We start from the raw sequence: 19,307 nt of genomic DNA, 5'->3' as shown, positions 1-19,307 counted from the left end.
TCGAGGAGCGTCATGGCCAGGAAATCCTTCTTCTGCATCGACGGCCACACCTGCGGCAACCCGGTGCGGCTGGTCGCCGGCGGCGGCCCGCTGCTCCAGGGTTCGACGATGATGGAGCGGCGCGCACATTTCCTGGCCGAATATGACTGGATCCGCACCGGCCTGATGTTCGAGCCGCGCGGCCACGATGTCATGTCCGGCTCGATCCTCTACCCGCCGACGCGTGAGGATTGCGACATCGCCATCCTGTTCATCGAGACCTCGGGCTGCCTGCCAATGTGCGGCCACGGCACCATCGGCACGGTGACGATGGCCATCGAGCACGGGCTGATCAAGCCGACGACGCCCGGCGTGCTCAGGCTCGACACACCGGCCGGCCTGGTCATCGCCGAATACAAACAGGTCGGCGAATATGTCGAAGAGGTGCGCATCACCAACGTGCCCTCCTTCCTCCATGCCGAGGGCCTGACGGTCGAATGCCCCGGGCTCGGCGAGATCGTCGTCGACGTCGCCTATGGCGGCAATTTCTACGCCATCGTCGAGCCGCAGAAAAACTATCGCGACATGGCAGACCATTCGGCGGGCGACCTCATCGCCTGGAGCCCGGTGGTGCGGCAGCGGCTCAACGAGAAATACTCTTTCGTGCATCCGGAGAATCCGGGCATCAACCGGCTGTCGCACATGCTGTGGACCGGCGAGCCGACGGTGTCGGGTGCGGACGCGCGCAACGCGGTCTTCTACGGCGACAAGGCGATCGACCGCTCACCGTGCGGCACGGGCACCTCGGCACGCATGGCGCAGCTCCATGCCAAGGGCAAGCTCAAGGCCGGCGATGCGTTCGTCCATGAATCGATCATCGGCTCGCTGTTCAAGGGCAAGGTTGAAAAAGACGTCACGGTCGCAGGCAAGCCGGCGATCATTCCCTCGATCGGCGGCTGGGCGCGCATGACCGGGCTCAACACGATCTTCATCGATGACCGCGATCCGTTCGCGCACGGCTTCGTCGTCAAATAGGCGATTCATCACGCTGCGGAAGGTCGGGAAGGACAAAAAGGATTGCTGTCACGAGCGCAACGAATCGTCTCATCAACTTATTTTGACGGCGATTTCTTCGAAATGGAGCGCATGATGACGCTTAATCGTCAAAGACATTGCGTTATGCCAATGATAGGGTCCGCGATAGTCCAGGGGGCGGGTGCGAAAAAACGGGCAATCGAACGGCGTGCAGTCGGAAACACGCATGACGATCAAAAAATGACGTTGCAATCCCGTCTCGAAACCTTACGACTAGGGGAAATACGAAAAGGAATGCGTCTGCATGGGCGACATTCCAGGGGAGCCATGTACACATGCAGTATTTTGTCCAGCAGCTTATCAATGGGCTGACGCTGGGATCGATCTATGGGCTGATCGCGATCGGCTACACGATGGTCTACGGCATCATCGGCATGATCAACTTTGCTCATGGCGATATCTTCATGGTGGGCGCTTTCACGGCGCTGATCGTTTTCCTCATCCTGGGCGCCCTGTTCTATTCGGTTCCCGTGGTCATCGCGCTGTTGGTGATGATGATCGTGGCGATGCTGCTGACCAGCCTCTACAACTGGACGATCGAGAAGGTGGCCTACCGGCCGCTGCGCGGCTCGTTCCGGCTGGCGCCGCTGATCACCGCCATCGGCATGTCGATCGCGCTGTCGAATTTCGTGCAGGTGACGCAAGGCCCGCGCAACAAGCCGATCCCGCCGATGGTGTCGAAGGTCTACAACATCGAAGGCATCAGCGTGTCGCTGAAGCAGATCATCATCGTCGTCGTCACCGCGTTGCTCTTGGTGTTGTTCTGGTACCTGGTCAACAAGACCTCGCTTGGCCGGGCGCAGCGCGCCTGCGAGCAGGACCGCAAGATGGCGGCGCTGCTCGGCATCGATGTCGACCGCACCATCTCGATCACCTTCATCATGGGCGCGGCACTTGCCGCCGTCGCCGGCACGCTGTTCCTGATGTATTACGGCGTCATCGCCTTCTCGGACGGTTTCGTGCCCGGCGTGAAGGCATTCACCGCAGCGGTGCTGGGCGGCATCGGTTCGTTGCCGGGCGCGGTGCTGGGCGGCCTTTTGATCGGCTTCATCGAGAGCATGTGGTCGGCCTATTTCTCGATCGACTACAAGGATGTCGCCGCCTTCTCGATCCTGGCTATCGTGCTGATCTTCCTGCCTTCCGGCATTCTCGGCCGGCCAGAAGTCGAAAAGGTCTGAGATCATGGCCGTCACCGTATCTCCCGAGCGCGACACCGTCGCAGCCACGCCCATGCAGCGCGCCTTGCGCGAGGCCTTCTATGCCGGTGCCATCGCGCTCGGCCTGTTCGTGCTGTTTATCGGGCTCAAGACCGACCAGAACATCTCAAACGAGCTGATCCTGGTGCAGCGCTGGGGCCTGCTCGCCGCAGTGGTCATCGCCACGGCCGTCGGCCGCTTCCTCTATGTCGCCTACGGCCAGCCCTTTTTGGCCAACCAGAAGATCGCCGACGTCGCCACCGGCTTGCTGCCGGCCAGCGTGGCGTCGCGCTTCTTCCTCTTTCCAGCCTTCATCGTGGCCGTCATCGTCGCGGCGCTGCTGTTCGTCTTCAGCAGGTCTCTCGCCGGCTGGGTAGGGGCGGAGCCGGCCGGCTATCTGCAATTCCTGCGCGCCCTTGCGGTCATCTACGCGCTGGCCTGCGTGATCTACTATTTCCGCGGCTTCATCCATGCCAACTTCACAAAACTCGGCATCGCCGCACTGGTGCTCTATCCGATCATTGTCGTGGGCATGCTGTCGCTGATGTCGTGGTCGCTCGTCGGCGGGCTGCAAGGATCGCTGAAATGGGTCGATAATTTCGGCATCCAGATCCTGATCTATGTCATGCTGGCCTGGGGGCTGAACATCGTCGTCGGTCTGGCCGGCCTGCTCGACCTCGGCTATGTCGCCTTCTATGCCGTCGGCGCCTATGCCTATGCGCTGCTCGGCACGCATTACGGCCTCTCCTTCTGGATCCTCCTGCCGGCCGCAGGCGCCATGGCCGCCTTCTGGGGCGTGCTGCTCGGCTTTCCGGTGCTGCGCCTGCGCGGCGACTACCTGGCCATCGTGACGCTTGCCTTCGGCGAGATCATCCGGCTGGTGATCATCAACTGGCGCGAGGTGACCAATGGCTCGGCCGGCATTTCCGGCATCCCGAAGGTCACCTTCTTCGGCCTGATGAGCTTCAACGTCTCGGATCCGAACTATATCGGCAAGGTGCTGAACATCGCCACATCAAGCGCCTATTACAAGATCTTCCTCTATTACCTCATCCTGGGGCTGGCGCTGCTCACCGCCTTCGTCACGGTCAGGCTGAGGCGCATGCCGGTTGGCCGCGCCTGGGAAGCCTTACGCGAGGACGAGATCGCCTGCCGCTCGCTCGGCATCAACACCACGACCACCAAGCTGACCGCCTTTGCCACCGGTGCCATGTTCGGCGGTTTTGCCGGCTCGTTCTTCGCCGCCCGGCAAGGCTTCGTCAGCCCCGAATCCTTCGTCTTCCTGGAATCGGCCATCATCCTGGCCATCGTCGTGCTTGGCGGTATGGGATCACTGGTCGGCATTGCCGTCGCGGCTCTGGTCATGATCGGCGGCACCGAGGTGCTGCGCGAACTCGACTTCCTCAAGCAGGTCTTCGGACCCGACTTCACGCCGGAACTCTACCGTATGCTGCTGTTCGGCATGGCCATGGTGATCGTCATGCTGTGGAAGCCGCGCGGCTTTGTCGGCAGCCGTGAGCCGACCGCCTTCCTCAAGGTGCGAAGGGCTGTCTCAAGTTCCTTCACCAAGGAGGGTCACGGCTGATGAACGCGAACCCCTCCATGAACGACGCCATCCTGAACGTCGAACACCTGTCGATGAAGTTCGGCGGCCTGGTCGCGATCGGCGACCTGTCCTTCACCGCCAGGCGCGGCGAGATCACCGCGCTGATCGGGCCCAACGGCGCCGGCAAGACCACCGTGTTCAACTGCATCACCGGCTTCTACAAGCCGTCGGAAGGCATGATCACTCTCACCCGGCAGGACGGCTCGATCTACCTGCTCGAACGGCTGCCCAACCATGAGATCCCGGCGCGCGCCAAGGTGGCGCGCACCTTCCAGAACATCCGCCTGTTCTCGGGCATGACGGTGCTCGAGAACCTGCTCGTTGCCCAGCACAACAAGCTGATGAAGGCTTCGGGCTATACGGTGCTCGGCCTGTTCGGCTTCAGCGGTTACCGCAAGGCCTCGGCCGAATCCGTCGAACTTGCCAAGCACTGGCTTGAGAAAGCCGATCTGGTCGACCGCGCCGACGATCCGGCCGGCGACCTGCCCTATGGCGCGCAGCGGCGCCTCGAGATCGCGCGCGCCATGTGCACCGGCCCCGAGCTTCTGTGCCTCGACGAGCCCGCCGCCGGTCTCAATCCAAAGGAATCGGCCGCGCTCAACGACCTGCTGATGGACATCAAGAACAACACCGGCACCTCGATCCTGCTGATCGAGCACGACATGTCGGTGGTCATGCAGATCTCCGATCACGTCGTGGTTCTGGAATACGGCCGCAAGATCTCCGACGGCAATCCGCAGTCGGTGCGCACCGATCCGCGCGTCATCGCCGCCTATCTCGGCGTCGACGACGAGGAGGTCGAGACCGTGCTGACCGAAGTCGGCGACGAGGACGTCATCGAGCAACTCGATACCGGTCCCGATGCCGCGCATGGTCCGGGAACATCGTCGTCCTATCTCGCCGGCCCGGTGAGCGACACGGTCGGCCACAGCGAAGGCGAGCGCATCACGGTGTCGAAGGGCGCCTCGAAGGCGGCGCAGGTCGATGCGCGGGCGGCGAGCGCTGCGGGCAAGACTGTCGCGCCAGCACCTGCTTCGCGGACCAAGCCGGTGGCGAAGCCGGCCACCAAGGCGAGTGTCAAGACAGGGGCCAAGACGCCGGCCGCGAAGGCCGCGGGCATCTCGAACCGCCTCACGGCGCCCCGCGGCGGCAAAGCCGACAATCTCACCCGCATCAAGGGGATCGGCGCGGTCAACGAGAAGAAGCTCAACGAACACGGCATCTTCCACTTCGACCAGATCGGCGCTTGGAAGAAGGCCGATGTCGAGGCCGTCGAAGCGTATCTCGCCTTTGACGGACGCATCGCCCGCGAAGAATGGGTCGAGCAGGCCAGGCTGCTTAGCCAGGGCAAGGACACGGAATTCTCGCGCCGCGTCGACGCCGGCAAGGTGGCGACGAGCCATGCTTCCGGTAAGCAGGCAGCAAAGCCCGCGACAGGAGCGGGCAAGCCCGTTCGGGCCAAGCGCGGAGGGGGCAAGTGATGGCCGGGAAGACGCTGCTCGATATCAAGGGCGTGCAGACCTATTACGGCAACATCCGTGCGCTGAACGGCGTCGACGTCACCGTCAACGAGGGCGAGATCGTGGCGCTGATCGGCGCCAACGGCGCCGGCAAATCGACGCTGATGATGACCATTTTTGGAGCGCCGCGCGCCCGCGCGGGCACCATCACCTTCGCCGGCGCCGACATCACCCAATTGCCAACGCACGAGATTGCGCGCTTGCGCATTGCCCAGTCGCCGGAAGGCCGGCGCATCTTCCCGCGCATGACGGTGATGGAAAATCTGCAGATGGGCGCCAGCCTCGACAACCTCAAGCACTATGACGAGGACGTCGAGAAGGTGTTCGCACTGTTCCCGCGCCTGAAGGAGCGCATCGCCCAGCGCGGCGGCACGCTGTCGGGCGGCGAGCAGCAGATGCTGTCGATCGGGCGCGCGCTGATGGCGCGGCCGAAGCTGCTTCTGCTCGACGAGCCGTCGCTCGGTCTTGCGCCGCTGATCGTCAAACAGATCTTCGATGCCATTCGCGAGCTGAACCGCACGCAGGGGCTGACCGTGTTCTTGGTCGAGCAGAACGCCTTCGGCGCGCTGAAGCTGGCGACGCGCGGCTATGTCATGGTCAACGGCAATGTGACCATGAGCGGCACCGGCAAGGAACTGCTCGCCAACCCGGAAGTGCGCGCCGCCTATCTCGAAGGCGGCCATCACTGAGTTCAGGAGTCCTTACCATGCAAGGCATTCTCTACGAGGAACCGTCCATCTGGCAGTTCTTCTTCGTCACCTGCCTGCTCGGCGGCTGGGCGGCATGGATGACCGGCAAGGCCAGTGCCCAGACCTGGCGCAGCTTCGTCCAGCTGTTCGCCTATCTGCTGGGTCTCGGCATCGGCATCCGCTTCATCCATCACGCGCTGTTCAACGGCACGATGTTCTCGCTGCATTACTATGTCGTCGACACCATCGTACTGATGATCCTCGGCTTCGTCGGCTATCAATACACACGAACCAACCAGATGGTGACGCAGTATAATTGGCTATACGAAAGAGCTTCAATCTTGAGCTGGAAACCGAAAGGTTGACGTTCATCATTAACGCCGTTTCGGGGATGAATCGGCGTGACAAGTGCCTGAAAATCGGCAAACTATGCTTTCTGCGATAAGGGTGGGCATCGCATGAAAGCTTCATCCACGCCCACTCCGTTAATGGGAGCGTTTAAATGAAAAAATCACTTTTGTCCGCCGTCGCCCTGACCGCGCTGATCGCGTTCAGCGGCAATGCGTGGGCTGATCTAATGGTCGGCGTTGCTGGCCCGATCACGGGTCCGAATGCCGCCTTCGGCGCACAGTTGCAGAAGGGCGCGGAGCAGGCGGTCGCCGACATCAATGCGGCGGGCGGCATCAACGGCGAGCAGATCAAGCTCGAAGTCGGCGACGACGTCTCCGATCCGAAGCAAGGCATCTCGGTCGCCAACAAGTTCGTCGGCGACGGCGTCAAGTTCGTGGTCGGCCACTTCAACTCGGGCGTCTCCATTCCGGCGTCGGAAGTCTACGCGGAAAACGGCATCGTCGAGATCACGCCTGCCGCGACCAACCCCCAGTTCACCGAGCGCGGCCTGTGGAACGTGTTCCGCACCTGCGGACGCGATGACCAGCAGGGCGGCATCGCCGGCGGTTATCTGGCGGCTAATTTCAAGGACGCCAAGATCGCCGTCGTGCACGACAAGACCACCTACGGCCAGGGCCTTGCCGACGAGACCAAGAAGGCTATGAACGCCAAGGGCGTGAAGGAAGTCATGTATGAAGGCGTCAATGTCGGCGACAAGGACTTCTCGGCGCTGATCGCCAAGATGAAGGAAGCCGGCGTCTCCATCATCTACTGGGGCGGCCTGCACACTGAAGCCGGCCTGATCATCCGCCAGGCGGCCGACCAGGGCCTCAAGGCGACGCTGGTTTCCGGCGACGGCATCGTGTCGAACGAACTGGCTTCGATCGCTGGCGACGCGGTCGCGGGCACACTCAACACGTTCGGCCCGGACCCTCGCCTGATCCCGGCCAACAAGGAACTGGTCGAGAAGTTCCGCGCGCAGGGCTTCGAGCCGGAGGCCTATACGCTCTACGCCTACGCAGCCATGCAGGCGATCGCCGAGGCAGCCACCTCTGCCAAGTCCAACGACCCGCAGGAAGTTGCCAAGGCGCTGCATGAGAAGGGTCCGTTCAAGACCGTGCTCGGCGACCTCTCCTACGACGCCAAGGGTGACCCGACGCTGCCCGGCTACGTCATGTACGAGTGGAAGAAGGGCGACGACGGCAAGTACACCTACGTCCAGAAGATGTAAGCCTGTCCGCATTGACTTCACGGAATGCCCGGCGCCTCGCGCCGGGCATTTTCTTTACGGAAGCAGCGATCGCGCGTTTATTGGCGGGCGAGAATTCTCGTTTTGAGGTCAGCGGAGGCTTTCCGCTGATGTTCAGCCGTTTGGGGCCACGCTCAAGGCGGAGAATCCATTTTAAATCGGTTTAAACGCGCGTCAAATTTTGTTTGCACTGCAGCATTTTCACGCTAATCATGGCGCCGCTTGCTCTTCCCTTCCGCTGCTGGAGCCCAGTCCTTGGCCATCACGAAGATCCTCGTCGCCAACCGGTCCGAAATCGCCATCCGCGTGTTTCGCGCGGCCAATGAACTCGGCCTCAAAACGGTGGCGATCTGGGCCGAGGAGGACAAATATTCGCTGCATCGCTTCAAGGCCGACGAGAGTTACCAGGTCGGGCGCGGGCCGCACCTCAACAAGGATATGGGGCCGATCGAAAGCTATCTCTCGATCGAGGAGGTGATCCGCGTCGCCAGGCTGTCGGGCGCCGATGCGATCCACCCCGGCTATGGACTGCTTTCGGAAAGCCCCGAATTCGCCGAGGCCTGTGCCGAAGCCGGGATCACCTTCATCGGGCCCAAGCCGGAGACGATGCGCCGGCTTGGCAACAAGGTCGCGGCGCGCAATCTGGCCATCGAGGTCGGCGTGCCTGTCATTCCTGCCACCGATCCGTTGCCGGACGACATGGAGGCGGTCAAGAAACTTGCCACGGAGATCGGCTATCCCCTGATGCTGAAGGCTTCGTGGGGCGGCGGCGGCCGCGGCATGCGCGCCATCCGTGCCGAGGCCGATCTCGCCCGCGAGGTCACCGAGGGCAAGCGCGAGGCGAAAGCCGCCTTCGGCAAGGACGAGGTCTATCTCGAAAAGCTGATCGAGCGCGCCCGCCATGTCGAAGTGCAGATCCTGGGCGATACCAGTGGCAATGCGGTGCATCTGTTCGAGCGCGACTGCTCGATCCAGCGCCGCAACCAGAAGGTCGTCGAGCGGGCGCCCGCGCCCTATCTCAGCGAGGAGCTGCGCCAGGAGCTGTGCGGCCATGCGCTGAAGATCGCGCGCGAAACCAGCTATATCGGCGCCGGCACGGTCGAGTTCCTGCAGGACGCCGACACCGGCAAGTTCTATTTCATCGAGGTCAATCCGCGCATCCAGGTCGAGCACACCGTCACCGAACAGGTGACGGGCATCGACATCGTCAAGGCGCAGATCCACATTCTCGACGGCTTCGCCATCGGCACGCCGGAATCGGGCGTTCCAGCACAAAAGGACATCAGGCTGAACGGCCACGCGCTGCAGTGCCGCATCACCACCGAGGATCCCGAGCACAATTTCATCCCGGACTATGGCCGCATCACCGCCTATCGTGGCGCCACCGGCTTCGGCATCCGCCTCGATGGCGGCACCGCCTATTCGGGCGCGGTCATTACCCGCTTCTATGACCCGTTGCTGGAAAAGGTGACCGCATGGGCGCCGACGCCGGCCGAGACCATCGCACGCATGAACCGGGCGCTGCGCGAATTCCGCATCCGCGGCGTGGCCACAAACCTGACTTTCCTCGAAGCGATCATCAATCACCCGAACTTCGCCGACAATTCCTACACGACCAAGTTCATCGACACGACGCCGGAGCTGTTCGAGCAGGTCAAGCGCCAGGACCGCGCCACGAAGCTGCTCAACTATCTTGCCGACGTCAGCGTCAACGGCCATCCCGAGACGCGCGGCCGGCCGCAGCCGAAAGCCGATGCCGCCGCACCCGTGGTGCCCTACCTCAACGGCAATGTGCCCGGCGGCAGCAAGCAGAAGCTTGACGTGCTCGGTCCGGAAAAATTCGCCGCCTGGATGCGCACGCAAAAAGAGGTGCTGGTCACCGACACGACGATGCGCGACGGCCATCAATCCCTGCTGGCGACGCGTGTGCGCACGCACGACATCGCAGGCATAGCGGGCACCTATGCGCGTGCCCTGCCGCAGTTGCTTTCGCTTGAATGCTGGGGCGGCGCCACCTTCGACGTCGCCATGCGCTTTCTCACCGAGGATCCCTGGGAGCGGCTCTCGCTGGTACGCGAGGCGGCGCCCAACCTCCTGCTGCAGATGCTTCTGCGGGGCGCCAACGGCGTCGGCTACACCAACTATCCCGACAATGTCGTGCAGCATTTCGTCAAACAGGCGGCATCAGGCGGCATCGACCTGTTCCGGGTGTTCGACTGCCTGAACTGGGTCGAGAACATGCGCGTCGCCATGGACGCGGTCGGCGCCGAGGGGAAGCTGATCGAGGCCGCGATCTGCTACACCGGCGATATTCTCGATCCCACGCGGGCGAAGTACGACCTGAAATATTATGTCGGGCTGGCGAAAGAGCTCGAGGCGGCCGGCGCCCATATCATAGCGGTCAAGGACATGGCCGGGCTGTTGAAGCCGAGCGCCGCGCGCGTGCTGTTCAAGGCGCTGCGCGAAGCGACAGACCTGCCCATCCATTTCCACACACACGATACATCGGGGCTCTCAGCGGCAACGGTTCTGGCGGCGGTAGAGAGCGGCGTCGACGCCATCGACGCGGCGATGGATGCGTTCTCCGGCAACACCTCGCAGCCCTGCCTCGGCTCTATCGTCGAGGCGCTGAAGGGCACCGAGCGCGATCCCGGGCTCGACCCGCAATGGATCCGGAGGATCTCCTTCTATTGGGAAGCGGTGCGCAACCAGTATGCCGCCTTCGAAAGCGACCTCAAGGGGCCGGCGTCCGAAGTTTACCTGCACGAGATGCCGGGCGGACAGTTCACGAACCTCAAGGAACAGGCGCGTTCGCTTGGGCTGGAGACGCGCTGGCACGAGGTGGCGCAGACCTATCACGACGTCAATCTGATGTTCGGCGACATCGTCAAGGTGACCCCGTCGTCCAAGGTGGTCGGCGACATGGCGCTGATGATGGTCAGCCAGGATCTCACCGTCGCCGACGTCGAGAACCCGGCGAGGGACATCGCCTTCCCGGACTCGGTCGTCTCAATGCTGCGCGGCGATCTCGGCCAGTCGCCTGGCGGCTGGCCGCAGGCGCTGCAGAAGAAAGTGCTGAAGGGCGACAGGCCGATCACGGCGCGGCCGGGCTCGCTGCTCAAGCCGGCAGACCTCAAGGCCAGCCGCAAGGAGATCGAACGGAAGCTCGAGCGCAAGCTCAGCGAATACGAGTTCGCTTCCTGGCTGATGTATCCGAAGGTCTTCTCGGACTTCGCGGCCGCGCAGGAAACCTACGGTCCCGTCAGCGTGCTGCCGACGCCGACCTATTTCTACGGCATGAAGCCGGAAGACGAGGTGTTCGTCGACATCGAGAAAGGCAAGACGCTGGTCGTACGCTGCCAGGCGATCGGCGACGTGGACGACAAGGGCATGGTCACCGTGTTCTTCGAACTCAACGGCCAGCCGCGCCGCGTCAAGGTGCCCGACCGGGCACATGGCGCGTCCGCCGCCAAGGCAAGGCGCAAGGCCGAACCCGGCAACGAGGCGCATGTCGGCGCGCCGATGCCGGGCGTCGTCTCGGCGCTCGCGGTGGCCGCCGGCCAGGCCGTCAAGGCCGGCGACGTGCTGCTCTCCATCGAAGCGATGAAGATGGAAACGGCGCTGCATGCCGAGCGTGACGGCACGGTCGCCGAGGTGCTGGTCAAGGCCGGCGACCAGATCGATGCCAAGGACCTGCTGATCGCCTTCAATTGAGATCTCGCAAGAGAGAGGCACAGACTGTCGGCTTCTGTCGGCAGCCCTGACGGCCTGTTCGATAACCGCTTGACCCGCGGTCCCTGGTCGGGCATCGAACCGCAGAAATTTGCGGCGGCACGGTTCCCCCGAGTCGCGGCGAAGCACCGATTTTTTGGAGAAAAACATGGCCGACGATATCACAGAGACCAGCCAGACTGTTGCCGCCGGCCAGTTGCGTGCCTTCATCGAGCGTATCGAGCGGCTCGAGGAGGAGAAGAAGACCATTTCCGACGACATCAAGGAAGTGTTCGCCGAGGCCAAGGGCACCGGCTTCGACACCAAGGCGATGCGCGCGATCATCCGGCTGCGCAAGAAGGACCAGGCCGAGCGCCAGGAGGAGGAGTCCATCCTGGACCTCTACAAGGCCGCCCTCGGCATGTGAGTCCAATTTCGCGGGTGTTGCGTGGCCGGGCGGCGGCGCAAGCGGGCGGGGGCGGCGCACTCCTCAATAGTGCCGTAGCCGCCCCCGCACGCGCCTGTGGTGGCAGGCCGCGTGTCAGGAAGTTGCTACGGTTAATGCAGGTCGCCCGGACCCGGCCGTAGGCCGGGCTTTGAGAGCATGTGCGCGTCCCTGGCGCTAGAGACATACGTGGCTTGCCAAGGCAACTTTTCCACAGGTTCCCCCAATGGGCTATGTTGGCCGGTGACGCCGAGGCTATTGCCGGCTAGGGATGCTGGCCGGCAGCGGCACAGGGTCGTTGTTTTCAGACGAGACGACAATGACCAGAAATACCGGGCGGGCATCGTTTCCCCGCATGATCGATCAGTTTCTCCGCCAGCGAGTTGCTGAGGCACTTCCTCCACGAGAACTCGAACGACTTCGCGCGTATCTCCATTCTTTGATCGCCAGCCGCCTGCTGCCTCCGAGGTGCGGCAGTCGACCGGATTGGACAGAAATCGCGCAGAAGTGCAGCATTGCCGTCGAGGCGCTCGATCGTGTCAGCGGCGTCCTTGGACCTGGTATCGATGCCATAGCCCGCTTCGTTGGGCCCGAGGCGGCGAGGCGTGAGCAAGGCCGGAAACGCGGTATCGAGCGTAGTCGGAAAGCGAAACCGGATCCGCGACGGTATCGTCTCGTTTCCAGCAAAAGAAAATCCAAGCGGTCGACGGCATCTGGGGTTCATAGGCACGCGTCCAAGCCAACTGTTTCTGCTGTCGATCCTGCCAGTGCTGCGCCGCGTCGCAAACGAGGCATGAAGCCGAAGCCGATCGTCGAGTTTCCAGAGCCGCTCTGGACCATTTGGGAGGAACCGGAAGCTTTCACGGATGCGCTGAAGCTCCATATGGGACGTCACGGCGACAGCTGCTGGCAGCTTCGGCGGGCGATCGTGAGGGCTGACGAAAGCTTCGACCACAAGACATTCGTCAGCTGGCTCAAAGGCACGAAGGCGCCGCGCTCTGTCGCGAGTTTCGAGATTCTTGGCCGAATAGAAAAAAGGTATCGTCTGCCGGAAGGCTACTTCAAGGCAATGCTAGCTCACCCGGCACGCGCGGTCACCGGACATCGGCCGACTGACATAACGCCTTCGCAACGCCGCCGCCTTGCCTGGCATCTGCCCGACGATTTCGACCGCCGCACTCCCAAGGAACGCGAGGAAATCCTGGAATGGGTCCAGCGTGTCATCGTATCCGGCGGAACGGACTATCGCCGCTTCCAGGCGTTGGCGCTCCGAAACCGATATGCCGTTCGCTTCCCCGGAATCTTAGACGGATCGATTTTCCAGGGAACCGCGTTCCGATCGCATGAAGCCGTTGATGTCGATGAAGACGACCTCATCGGCGTAACCAACACTGCCATCGATGCTCCGGAGCGGCTGTGGAAGGAGATGGCCCAACTTCTCGACTTCAAGACCGCGACGCTGACCGCCTTTGGATACCAGCGTGTCGGGGTCTGGGGAGAAGAGACAGCCGCCCAGAAAGTCGAGCACTTCGGCCTCCTATTCGGCGCACTGGCAGCTCCACCGAAGAGCGCGATTAGAGGTCTGGGAATACCAGGCGCGTCACTCACCTTCGCCATGCTCGTGTTCCCGTCGGTGTGGGACTGGTACCTGCGATGGCGCGAGCGGCGTCGCGGGTTCTATACTGCGTGGGAAGTTGACATGCTGCGTATCGCCTTGGCCTTGACGCGCGTTGAGACAGGCTGGCTCAGGCAGCACCCACGCCTCAGTGAACACCTTGATCCGATTCCCGGCCTTGTCTCCGAGGACCAGATCGTCGCGGCCCGTGCGAACTGGAACGAGGCCTGCGACATCTGCCATAAGCATTGCACCGGTCGCGTGAAGGAAATCCAGCGAGTGGCCAAGGTGCATCGCGACCCATTCGAACCGATCATGCCCATCCTCGAGTCGGAAAGCCCGGTCGGCGAGTACCGGAAGATCGCTGACGAGATCATTCGCGCGATGCCCGACGAACGACGTTATCCCTCGGCCGCCGCCGAGGCCGTACGCTCGTTCCTCCTCATCCGGTTCGGCCTCCACACCGGATTGAGGCAGAAGAACCTCAGGCAGATGCTCGTTTGCCCGAAGGGGAAATTGCCAACATCCGAACGACAACTGGCAGACATGAAGGTTGGGGAACTGCGCTGGAGCGAACGAGATCATGGCTGGGAGGTGTTCATACCCTCCGTCGCCTTCAAGAACGCGAACTCTTCCTACTTCGGCGACAAGCCTTTCCGGCTCATTCTGCCGAACATCGGAAATCTCTACCGATATATCGACGCGTATGTCGAACGACACCGTGGCCGACTCCTCAGGAGTGCCCCCGATCCGGGAACCTTCTTCGTCAAGACCGTAAAGGTCACCAGCAAATCGGCTGCCTACGACCAGAACACGTTCTTCGAGGCATGGCGGCTGATCATCCAGCGCTATGGCATCTACAATCCCTACACCGGGCGTGGGGTTATCAAGGGCCTTCTGCCGCACGGACCCCACAACATCCGAGACGTGCTTGCCACCCATATCCTGAAGAAGACCGGCTCCTTCGAGCAGGCGAGCTACGCGATCCAGGACACGCCGGACATGGTCGCCAAGCACTATGGTCGGTTCCTGCCCCAGGACAAGGCAGCGCTGGCGGCGCGGATTCTCAACCAAGTTTGGGAGGCAGCTTAGGTCCTTATCAGTTGCCCGATTGTTACTCGCGCCTTGGCGACAGAAGCCACACAGGTCATTCTGCGCTGGAGGATTTCCAAGTCCTGGTCCGTGGCCCTCGGCCCGCTCACAGGGTGGTAGGTCGCCGGTAGTGATGCGGCGACCGTTCCTGCAGCTCTCCCTGACACACCTCAAGCCGGCTTAGAGAGCAGCCTCAGAAACAGTTCTTCCATAGAAGGTCCCGGCGCTCGCGCCAGTGAACCTCCACTTCCCTGTCTTTGTGTTTATGCACAAACCGCCTTTCGAACCCATTGGGACCCCAAGCGCATTATCAACCCAAAGCTTACGTGTCTTCTCCAGAAGACGACGGGTCCACTAGCGCAGCAGGCAACTCAATCGACATTCTTCGCGTGCGCTTGTTCCACAAAAAATTTACGCCGAGCTTCTCGAATGCCTGTTGTACCCGGAAAACCGACTCCATTCTGGCGTCGCCCTCCTTCTCGATTTTGAAGATGGTGCGGGGACTGACACCAGCGAGCTTGGCCAACTCGTTTTGTTTAAGGCCGAGAGCAGCACGCGCCGCCCGCAAGGCGGGAATGGGTATCGGCTGCTGGATCGGAAAACTCATCCTCCATTTCTATGAGACACGTGTCACGAACGCTAGGTTGTCAACAATTTGCGATGTAGTCGCATGATAACGCGTATGAACAGTAAGGACTCGCGAATCAGTCGCGCGCATGCTATGAGCTCAGTCGTTGCATCGGATCGAGACTTCCCAGGATTCGAATCACGCTGGTCGTCAAAACCGGTGGTGTCGTGGTCCAGGGGCTAAGTCAGGTCTCGATACGTGGATGTGGGACTTTCCAAGATAAGGAGCCGTCATGCACCGCTTTGGAAGTGCGAAAGGCGACATCGACTATGACGCCGTTAATCGAGACATCGACCGACTAGAGGCATTGGTCGCTGATCTATGGGTTATCTCATCCCCTTTCGACCACCGTCGGGTTTACAACAGCCGCGCAATGGATAGCGCTCCCCTCCTGGAGGACTGGAGACTTGTTTTCCGCCCGATGCCCTGTCTCGAGGGCCTTGCGACAGGACACCCGTTACTCCGTGGCTCTCGACGGCCGATCGTGACCTCGGATCTTTGGCTCTTCTCGACGGAACTTGGTTTGGCTCGATCGCTATCCAGATGGTTCCGACTTGGGCAGCCAGCCTGCCCTGCGCCGAAGGACTCATGATATGGCCGGCACTCACAGAGGAGGCTCGCCGTCCTCCTTCACTTCGCTCTACGACCACCCCCGTCGCTTCGCCACAGGGCGAAAGACCAGGCGCGAGCAGGAATCCCTGCCGTCGGCCGATCCCTCGATGCGGCAATCAAGGACTCTGTCGGACCGAATCCTAGAGCACGGGCATGGCAGCGCGGTGGCATTTCAGACCGGGTACGCGTGACTGGGGACCATGCCGAGTACTGGAACCATATCGTCGGCCTGTGCCTGGACACGCTCCAAGAGTGCGACGAGCGACCGTCTGCAGACCCGGCGTCGACCTGCAGAAAAAAGAGGACCATCATGAAGCTCTGGATTTGGTCCGATCTGCATCTCGAAATGCAGGCGATCGATTTGCCACCCGTTGCGCCCCCTGGAGTGGGGGCGATCGTCTGCGCAGGCGACCTCTGCCTTGCCGACCAACTCGGAGGCCGTGCCCAAAGCCTCGTCGAGCGGTACGGGCTGCCCATCGTATTCGTGCCAGGCAATCACGAGTTCTACAGCAGCGGAGTCTCGTCGCCGCGGACAAAGTCAGGCGACCACCTGCTCATAAAAAAAGTGGCCGAGGCGTCCAGGTCACGGCGGCAGGGCTTCCATATCCTGGACGACGACCTGCTCGAGCTCGGCGGCGTGCGTTTTGTCGGCGGCACGCTATGGACCGACTTCATGATGGACCTGAAGGACGACGAGCATTTTGTCTGGCGGATGGAGTCCGCGCCCTCGCAACTCGCCGACTTCTCCAGGATCAGGCTTGGCACGGGCAGGCGGATGACACCTGGCGATATGATTGGCTGCCATCGTGTGACCCACGCCTTCATCGAGCGCCACCTGGCGATACCGTTCGACGGCAAGACGGTCGTCGTCACCCATCATCTGCCGCACCCGGACTGCACGCCCGCCGCCTATAGGGACTGGGATACAAATTATCTCTTCGCCTGCGGCAACGGAGCGTTCGAGGACATCCTGAATTCCGATGCAGCGCCAGCTCTCTGGATCTGCGGCCACACGCACCATCCCAGTGATGTCAAGGTCGGCCGGACGCGGATCATATGCAATCCAATGGGCTACCTTAGGGTGCCTTCGGAGCGCGCCAACGGTTTCCGATGGGACCTCGTGATCGACACGGAGGACCTGCCGTGAAGGCGCATCCGCTGGCGCGGGCGAACGCCGTCAAGACCGATCTCCTGGCGAGGGCTTATCTCGATATCCTCGCTCGCGAGGAGGGCGTGCACTCCAAGCCGATGCTGCGTGCCGGCTCGGGCGATCCTTCCGATCCGGTCGAAGTCCTTTTGGACGACCTCATGGACACACCTGTTGAGGAGCGTGTTTCCATCCGTCCGGACCTGGCCGCGATCGCGGTTCTGACGGCGCGTTCGATCGAACGTGAGCCGGGACTGACGAGAATCTTGAGGCGCGGCGCGCCGGTGGTCTCGATTGCCACCCACGCCGCCGACCGGGTCGCGTATGTCAGCAAGGTCATCGCGGCATGTGCGCTGCCGTCGGAACAAAGCGTCGTCCGAGATCGCAAGTTCAGGCCTGTCCATGGCGAGGCGCTGATCATGGTCCGCGACGGCACCTCAAAGGGCGACAAGCCCGATAGCGGCAACGACGTGGTCGCCGATGCCTTGCATGCGCGCTCGACGATCATCGGCATTGCACCTGACCCCCGTCGACAGTTGCCTCGAGATCTCATGCGCTCGGCCGAGTTCCACCTCACGCTCCCGGAAATGGACCAGAGCGCCTTGACGCTAGTCATTGAGGCGGTCACGGGCAAACGCGCGGCGCGTTCGCTCGATGCGGCGGCGATCCGCTTGCTCGACATTGCTGACCTAGTTCTGGCGCTGAGGCCGGACCGCAGCCCTGAAGAATGCCTCTCCCGGCTCGAAGAGCTGATCGAGCACAAGAGCGAGTTCCATTCAGACGGACCAGCGCTGGAGGAGCTTGATGGCTATGGCGAGGCGAAGGAGTGGGGCCTGGAACTCGTGGTCGACTTCGCCGACTACAAAGCGGGCCGCATCAGCTGGGACGAGGTGGACAACCGAGGCCTCCTGTTGTCCGGCCCGCCGGGCGTCGGCAAGACCAGCTATGCCCGCGCGCTCGCGAAATCGGCGCGCGTGCCTTTGGTCGCCACCAGCGTCGCCGACTGGAACTCCGCAAGCTATCTGTCAGGCACGCTGCAGGCGATCAAGGATGTATTTACACGCGCGCGGAGACTGTCGCCCTCGATCCTGTTCATAGACGAGCTCGACGGCATCTCCGACCGGGCGCGGTTGCGCGGCGACTACGTCGAGTATTGGAGCCAGATCGTCAACCTTTTCTTGGAACTGTTACAAGGGATCGACGAGCGGCCGGGCGTGGTCGTCATCGGCGCAACGAACCATCCCCATGCAATCGACCCAGCAGTCAAAAGGGCTGGACGACTTGATCGCGAGATCGCCATCCAGAAGCCGGACGCGGAGACCCTCGCCAGGATCTTTCGACATCACCTTGGCCATCAACTACCCGATGCCGACCTGATGCCCGTGGCGCTCGCCAGCCGCGGTGCCACAGGCGCCGATGTCGAAGCCTACGTTAGGAGATCACGCGGCGCCGCCCGGCGCGCCCGCCGCCCGCTGCGACTGGATGATCTTCTCGCCGAGGTTCGTTCCAAACGCGAACCGCCGCCCGAGGAAGACCGCCGCCGCATAGCCGTTCACGAAGCGGGCCATGCCGTGGCCGCGACTTTGCTGGGTGGATTGGAAGTTGCCGGGGTCACCATCGGCGACCGCGACGGGGTAACCGAGTTTGTCGGCGTCGATCGCTGCATATCCCCGGAACGCTGCCATGAACTGATGACCGTGCTGTTGGCAGGCCGCGCCGCGGAGGAACTGGTGCTCGGCAACCCGTCGGCGGGCGCGGGCGGAAGTCAGGGCTCCGACCTGTCGCGGGCGACCGATCTTGCGAAGGACATGGAACTCCGTCTGGGATTCGGCGACCTTGGCCCTGTCTTCCTGCCGGAAGGGGCTCACGACACACTGGTTACCATGCCGGGCCTCCTTGGCAGCGTTCGCACGCGACTGGACCGTGCCATGTCCGATGCGAAAGAGCTGTTGGGGAGGAATCGGGCAACGCTCGACGAAGTCGCCGACAGGCTCGCACGGTCAGGTTACCTGTCCGCCGCCGAAGTCGCTGAACTCGTCGGCAACGCGAACCGACCAGGCGCCAGCGGCGATCTCGCCAGGGAACCCGAGGACATGCTGGGCGCCTCGCTCCGGACCGTGCGGGAACAGATCGAAGCCAGTTTGGCCGATGGAAGCACCAGCGAAAGTGCGAATGGAGAGAACGGGGAGCGTGAAGCCCGTTCCGGCAATGCCAAGCATGGAGCCGAAGACCGCTCGGCCTAGGCAGGGCAGATCGAGAGCCTGAAACTACGCCCTCCGTCGGCAATTGCCACTGCAGGGCCCAGGCGCTGGCAACCGCCACCCAAGGATTCG

Annotated in this window: 14 protein-coding genes; 13 read left to right on the top strand and 1 reads right to left on the bottom strand. The window is 62.4% G+C overall.

From position 1 onward, the window contains the following. Positions 1-12 precede the first annotated feature (12 nt). From LB545_RS01440 to LB545_RS01395, 10 genes are all read left to right on the top strand, one after another. Entirely contained in the window at positions 13-1,014 is a 1,002-nt protein-coding gene (locus LB545_RS01440) for a 4-hydroxyproline epimerase (protein WP_140554899.1), read from the top strand. Between the two features lie 335 nt (positions 1,015-1,349). Further along, positions 1,350-2,252 carry a branched-chain amino acid ABC transporter permease gene (locus LB545_RS01435; protein ID WP_140493067.1) on the top strand — a complete coding sequence of 301 codons (903 nt, stop codon included), beginning with the start codon at positions 1,350-1,352 and terminating at the stop codon, positions 2,250-2,252. A 52-nt stretch (positions 2,253-2,304) separates the two neighbouring features. Then, positions 2,305-3,855 (top strand): high-affinity branched-chain amino acid ABC transporter permease LivM, encoded by a 1,551-nt coding sequence (livM, locus tag LB545_RS01430; RefSeq protein ID WP_404928016.1) that lies wholly within the window; start codon positions 2,305-2,307, stop codon positions 3,853-3,855. Further along, on the top strand, positions 3,855-5,357 hold the full coding sequence (locus tag LB545_RS01425; RefSeq protein WP_224704296.1) for an ATP-binding cassette domain-containing protein: 1,503 nt from the start codon (positions 3,855-3,857) through the stop codon (positions 5,355-5,357). The genes livM and LB545_RS01425 overlap by 1 nt, the downstream gene beginning before the upstream one ends. Next, positions 5,357-6,085, top strand: coding sequence for an ABC transporter ATP-binding protein (locus LB545_RS01420; RefSeq protein ID WP_140493077.1), 729 nt, complete (start codon positions 5,357-5,359; stop codon positions 6,083-6,085). The genes LB545_RS01425 and LB545_RS01420 overlap by 1 nt, the downstream gene beginning before the upstream one ends. Before the next feature lie 17 nt (positions 6,086-6,102). Next, entirely contained in the window at positions 6,103-6,450 is a 348-nt protein-coding gene (locus LB545_RS01415) for a DUF6867 family protein (protein WP_140493080.1), read from the top strand. A 137-nt stretch (positions 6,451-6,587) separates the two neighbouring features. Beyond that, positions 6,588-7,706 (top strand): branched-chain amino acid ABC transporter substrate-binding protein, encoded by a 1,119-nt coding sequence (locus LB545_RS01410; protein ID WP_140493083.1) that lies wholly within the window; start codon positions 6,588-6,590, stop codon positions 7,704-7,706. Between the two features lie 273 nt (positions 7,707-7,979). Further along, entirely contained in the window at positions 7,980-11,438 is a 3,459-nt protein-coding gene (pyc, locus tag LB545_RS01405) for a pyruvate carboxylase (RefSeq protein ID WP_140566795.1), read from the top strand. 166 nt (positions 11,439-11,604) lie between these two features. Beyond that, positions 11,605-11,862, top strand: coding sequence for a DUF2312 domain-containing protein (locus LB545_RS01400; protein WP_224704294.1), 258 nt, complete (start codon positions 11,605-11,607; stop codon positions 11,860-11,862). Positions 11,863-12,199: 337 nt separating this feature from the next. Then, positions 12,200-14,587, top strand: coding sequence for a hypothetical protein (locus LB545_RS01395; RefSeq protein WP_411971060.1), 2,388 nt, complete (start codon positions 12,200-12,202; stop codon positions 14,585-14,587). 322 nt (positions 14,588-14,909) lie between these two features. On the opposite strand, the gene LB545_RS01390 is transcribed toward LB545_RS01395, so the two are convergent. After that, positions 14,910-15,194 carry a helix-turn-helix domain-containing protein gene (locus LB545_RS01390; protein ID WP_224704292.1) on the bottom strand — a complete coding sequence of 95 codons (285 nt, stop codon included), beginning with the start codon at positions 15,192-15,194 and terminating at the stop codon, positions 14,910-14,912. Between the two features lie 253 nt (positions 15,195-15,447). Here LB545_RS01390 and LB545_RS31095 point away from each other — a divergent pair, with 253 nt between their 5' ends. The 3 genes from LB545_RS31095 (at position 15,448) to LB545_RS01380 (ending at position 19,217) form a co-directional block, all read left to right on the top strand. After that, positions 15,448-15,807, top strand: a complete 360-nt coding sequence (locus LB545_RS31095) for a DUF6634 family protein (protein WP_411971059.1) — start codon at positions 15,448-15,450, stop codon at positions 15,805-15,807. Positions 15,808-16,014: 207 nt separating this feature from the next. Further along, positions 16,015-16,974, top strand: coding sequence for a metallophosphoesterase (locus tag LB545_RS01385; protein WP_224704290.1), 960 nt, complete (start codon positions 16,015-16,017; stop codon positions 16,972-16,974). After that, the gene (locus tag LB545_RS01380) at positions 16,971-19,217 is read left to right on the top strand and encodes an AAA family ATPase (protein ID WP_224704289.1); all 2,247 of its coding nucleotides are present in this window, start codon (positions 16,971-16,973) and stop codon (positions 19,215-19,217) included. The genes LB545_RS01385 and LB545_RS01380 overlap by 4 nt, the downstream gene beginning before the upstream one ends. The last annotated feature ends 90 nt before the right edge of the window (positions 19,218-19,307 follow it).

Origin of the sequence: Mesorhizobium sp. BR1-1-6 (genome assembly GCF_020165355.1) — a bacterium.
In the GTDB taxonomy this organism is placed as follows: domain Bacteria; phylum Pseudomonadota; class Alphaproteobacteria; order Rhizobiales; family Rhizobiaceae; genus Mesorhizobium.
The sequence above is the reverse complement of the archived record's forward strand: the minus strand, read 5'-3'. Positions and strand labels throughout refer to the sequence as shown.

Excerpts from the sequence above, each read along its gene's own strand:
- LB545_RS01440 (WP_140554899.1), top strand. The coding sequence starts at position 13 with ATGGCCAGGAAATCCTTCTTCTGCATCGACGGCCACACCTGCGGCAAC.
- LB545_RS01435 (WP_140493067.1), top strand. The coding sequence starts at position 1,350 with ATGCAGTATTTTGTCCAGCAGCTTATCAATGGGCTGACGCTGGGATCG.
- livM (WP_404928016.1), top strand. The coding sequence starts at position 2,305 with ATGCAGCGCGCCTTGCGCGAGGCCTTCTATGCCGGTGCCATCGCGCTC.
- LB545_RS01425 (WP_224704296.1), top strand. The coding sequence starts at position 3,855 with ATGAACGCGAACCCCTCCATGAACGACGCCATCCTGAACGTCGAACAC.
- LB545_RS01420 (WP_140493077.1), top strand. The coding sequence starts at position 5,357 with ATGGCCGGGAAGACGCTGCTCGATATCAAGGGCGTGCAGACCTATTAC.
- LB545_RS01415 (WP_140493080.1), top strand. The coding sequence starts at position 6,103 with ATGCAAGGCATTCTCTACGAGGAACCGTCCATCTGGCAGTTCTTCTTC.
- LB545_RS01410 (WP_140493083.1), top strand. The coding sequence starts at position 6,588 with ATGAAAAAATCACTTTTGTCCGCCGTCGCCCTGACCGCGCTGATCGCG.
- LB545_RS01400 (WP_224704294.1), top strand. The coding sequence starts at position 11,605 with ATGGCCGACGATATCACAGAGACCAGCCAGACTGTTGCCGCCGGCCAG.
- LB545_RS01395 (WP_411971060.1), top strand. The coding sequence starts at position 12,200 with ATGACCAGAAATACCGGGCGGGCATCGTTTCCCCGCATGATCGATCAG.
- LB545_RS01390 (WP_224704292.1), bottom strand. The coding sequence starts at position 15,194 with ATGAGTTTTCCGATCCAGCAGCCGATACCCATTCCCGCCTTGCGGGCG.
- LB545_RS31095 (WP_411971059.1), top strand. The coding sequence starts at position 15,448 with ATGCACCGCTTTGGAAGTGCGAAAGGCGACATCGACTATGACGCCGTT.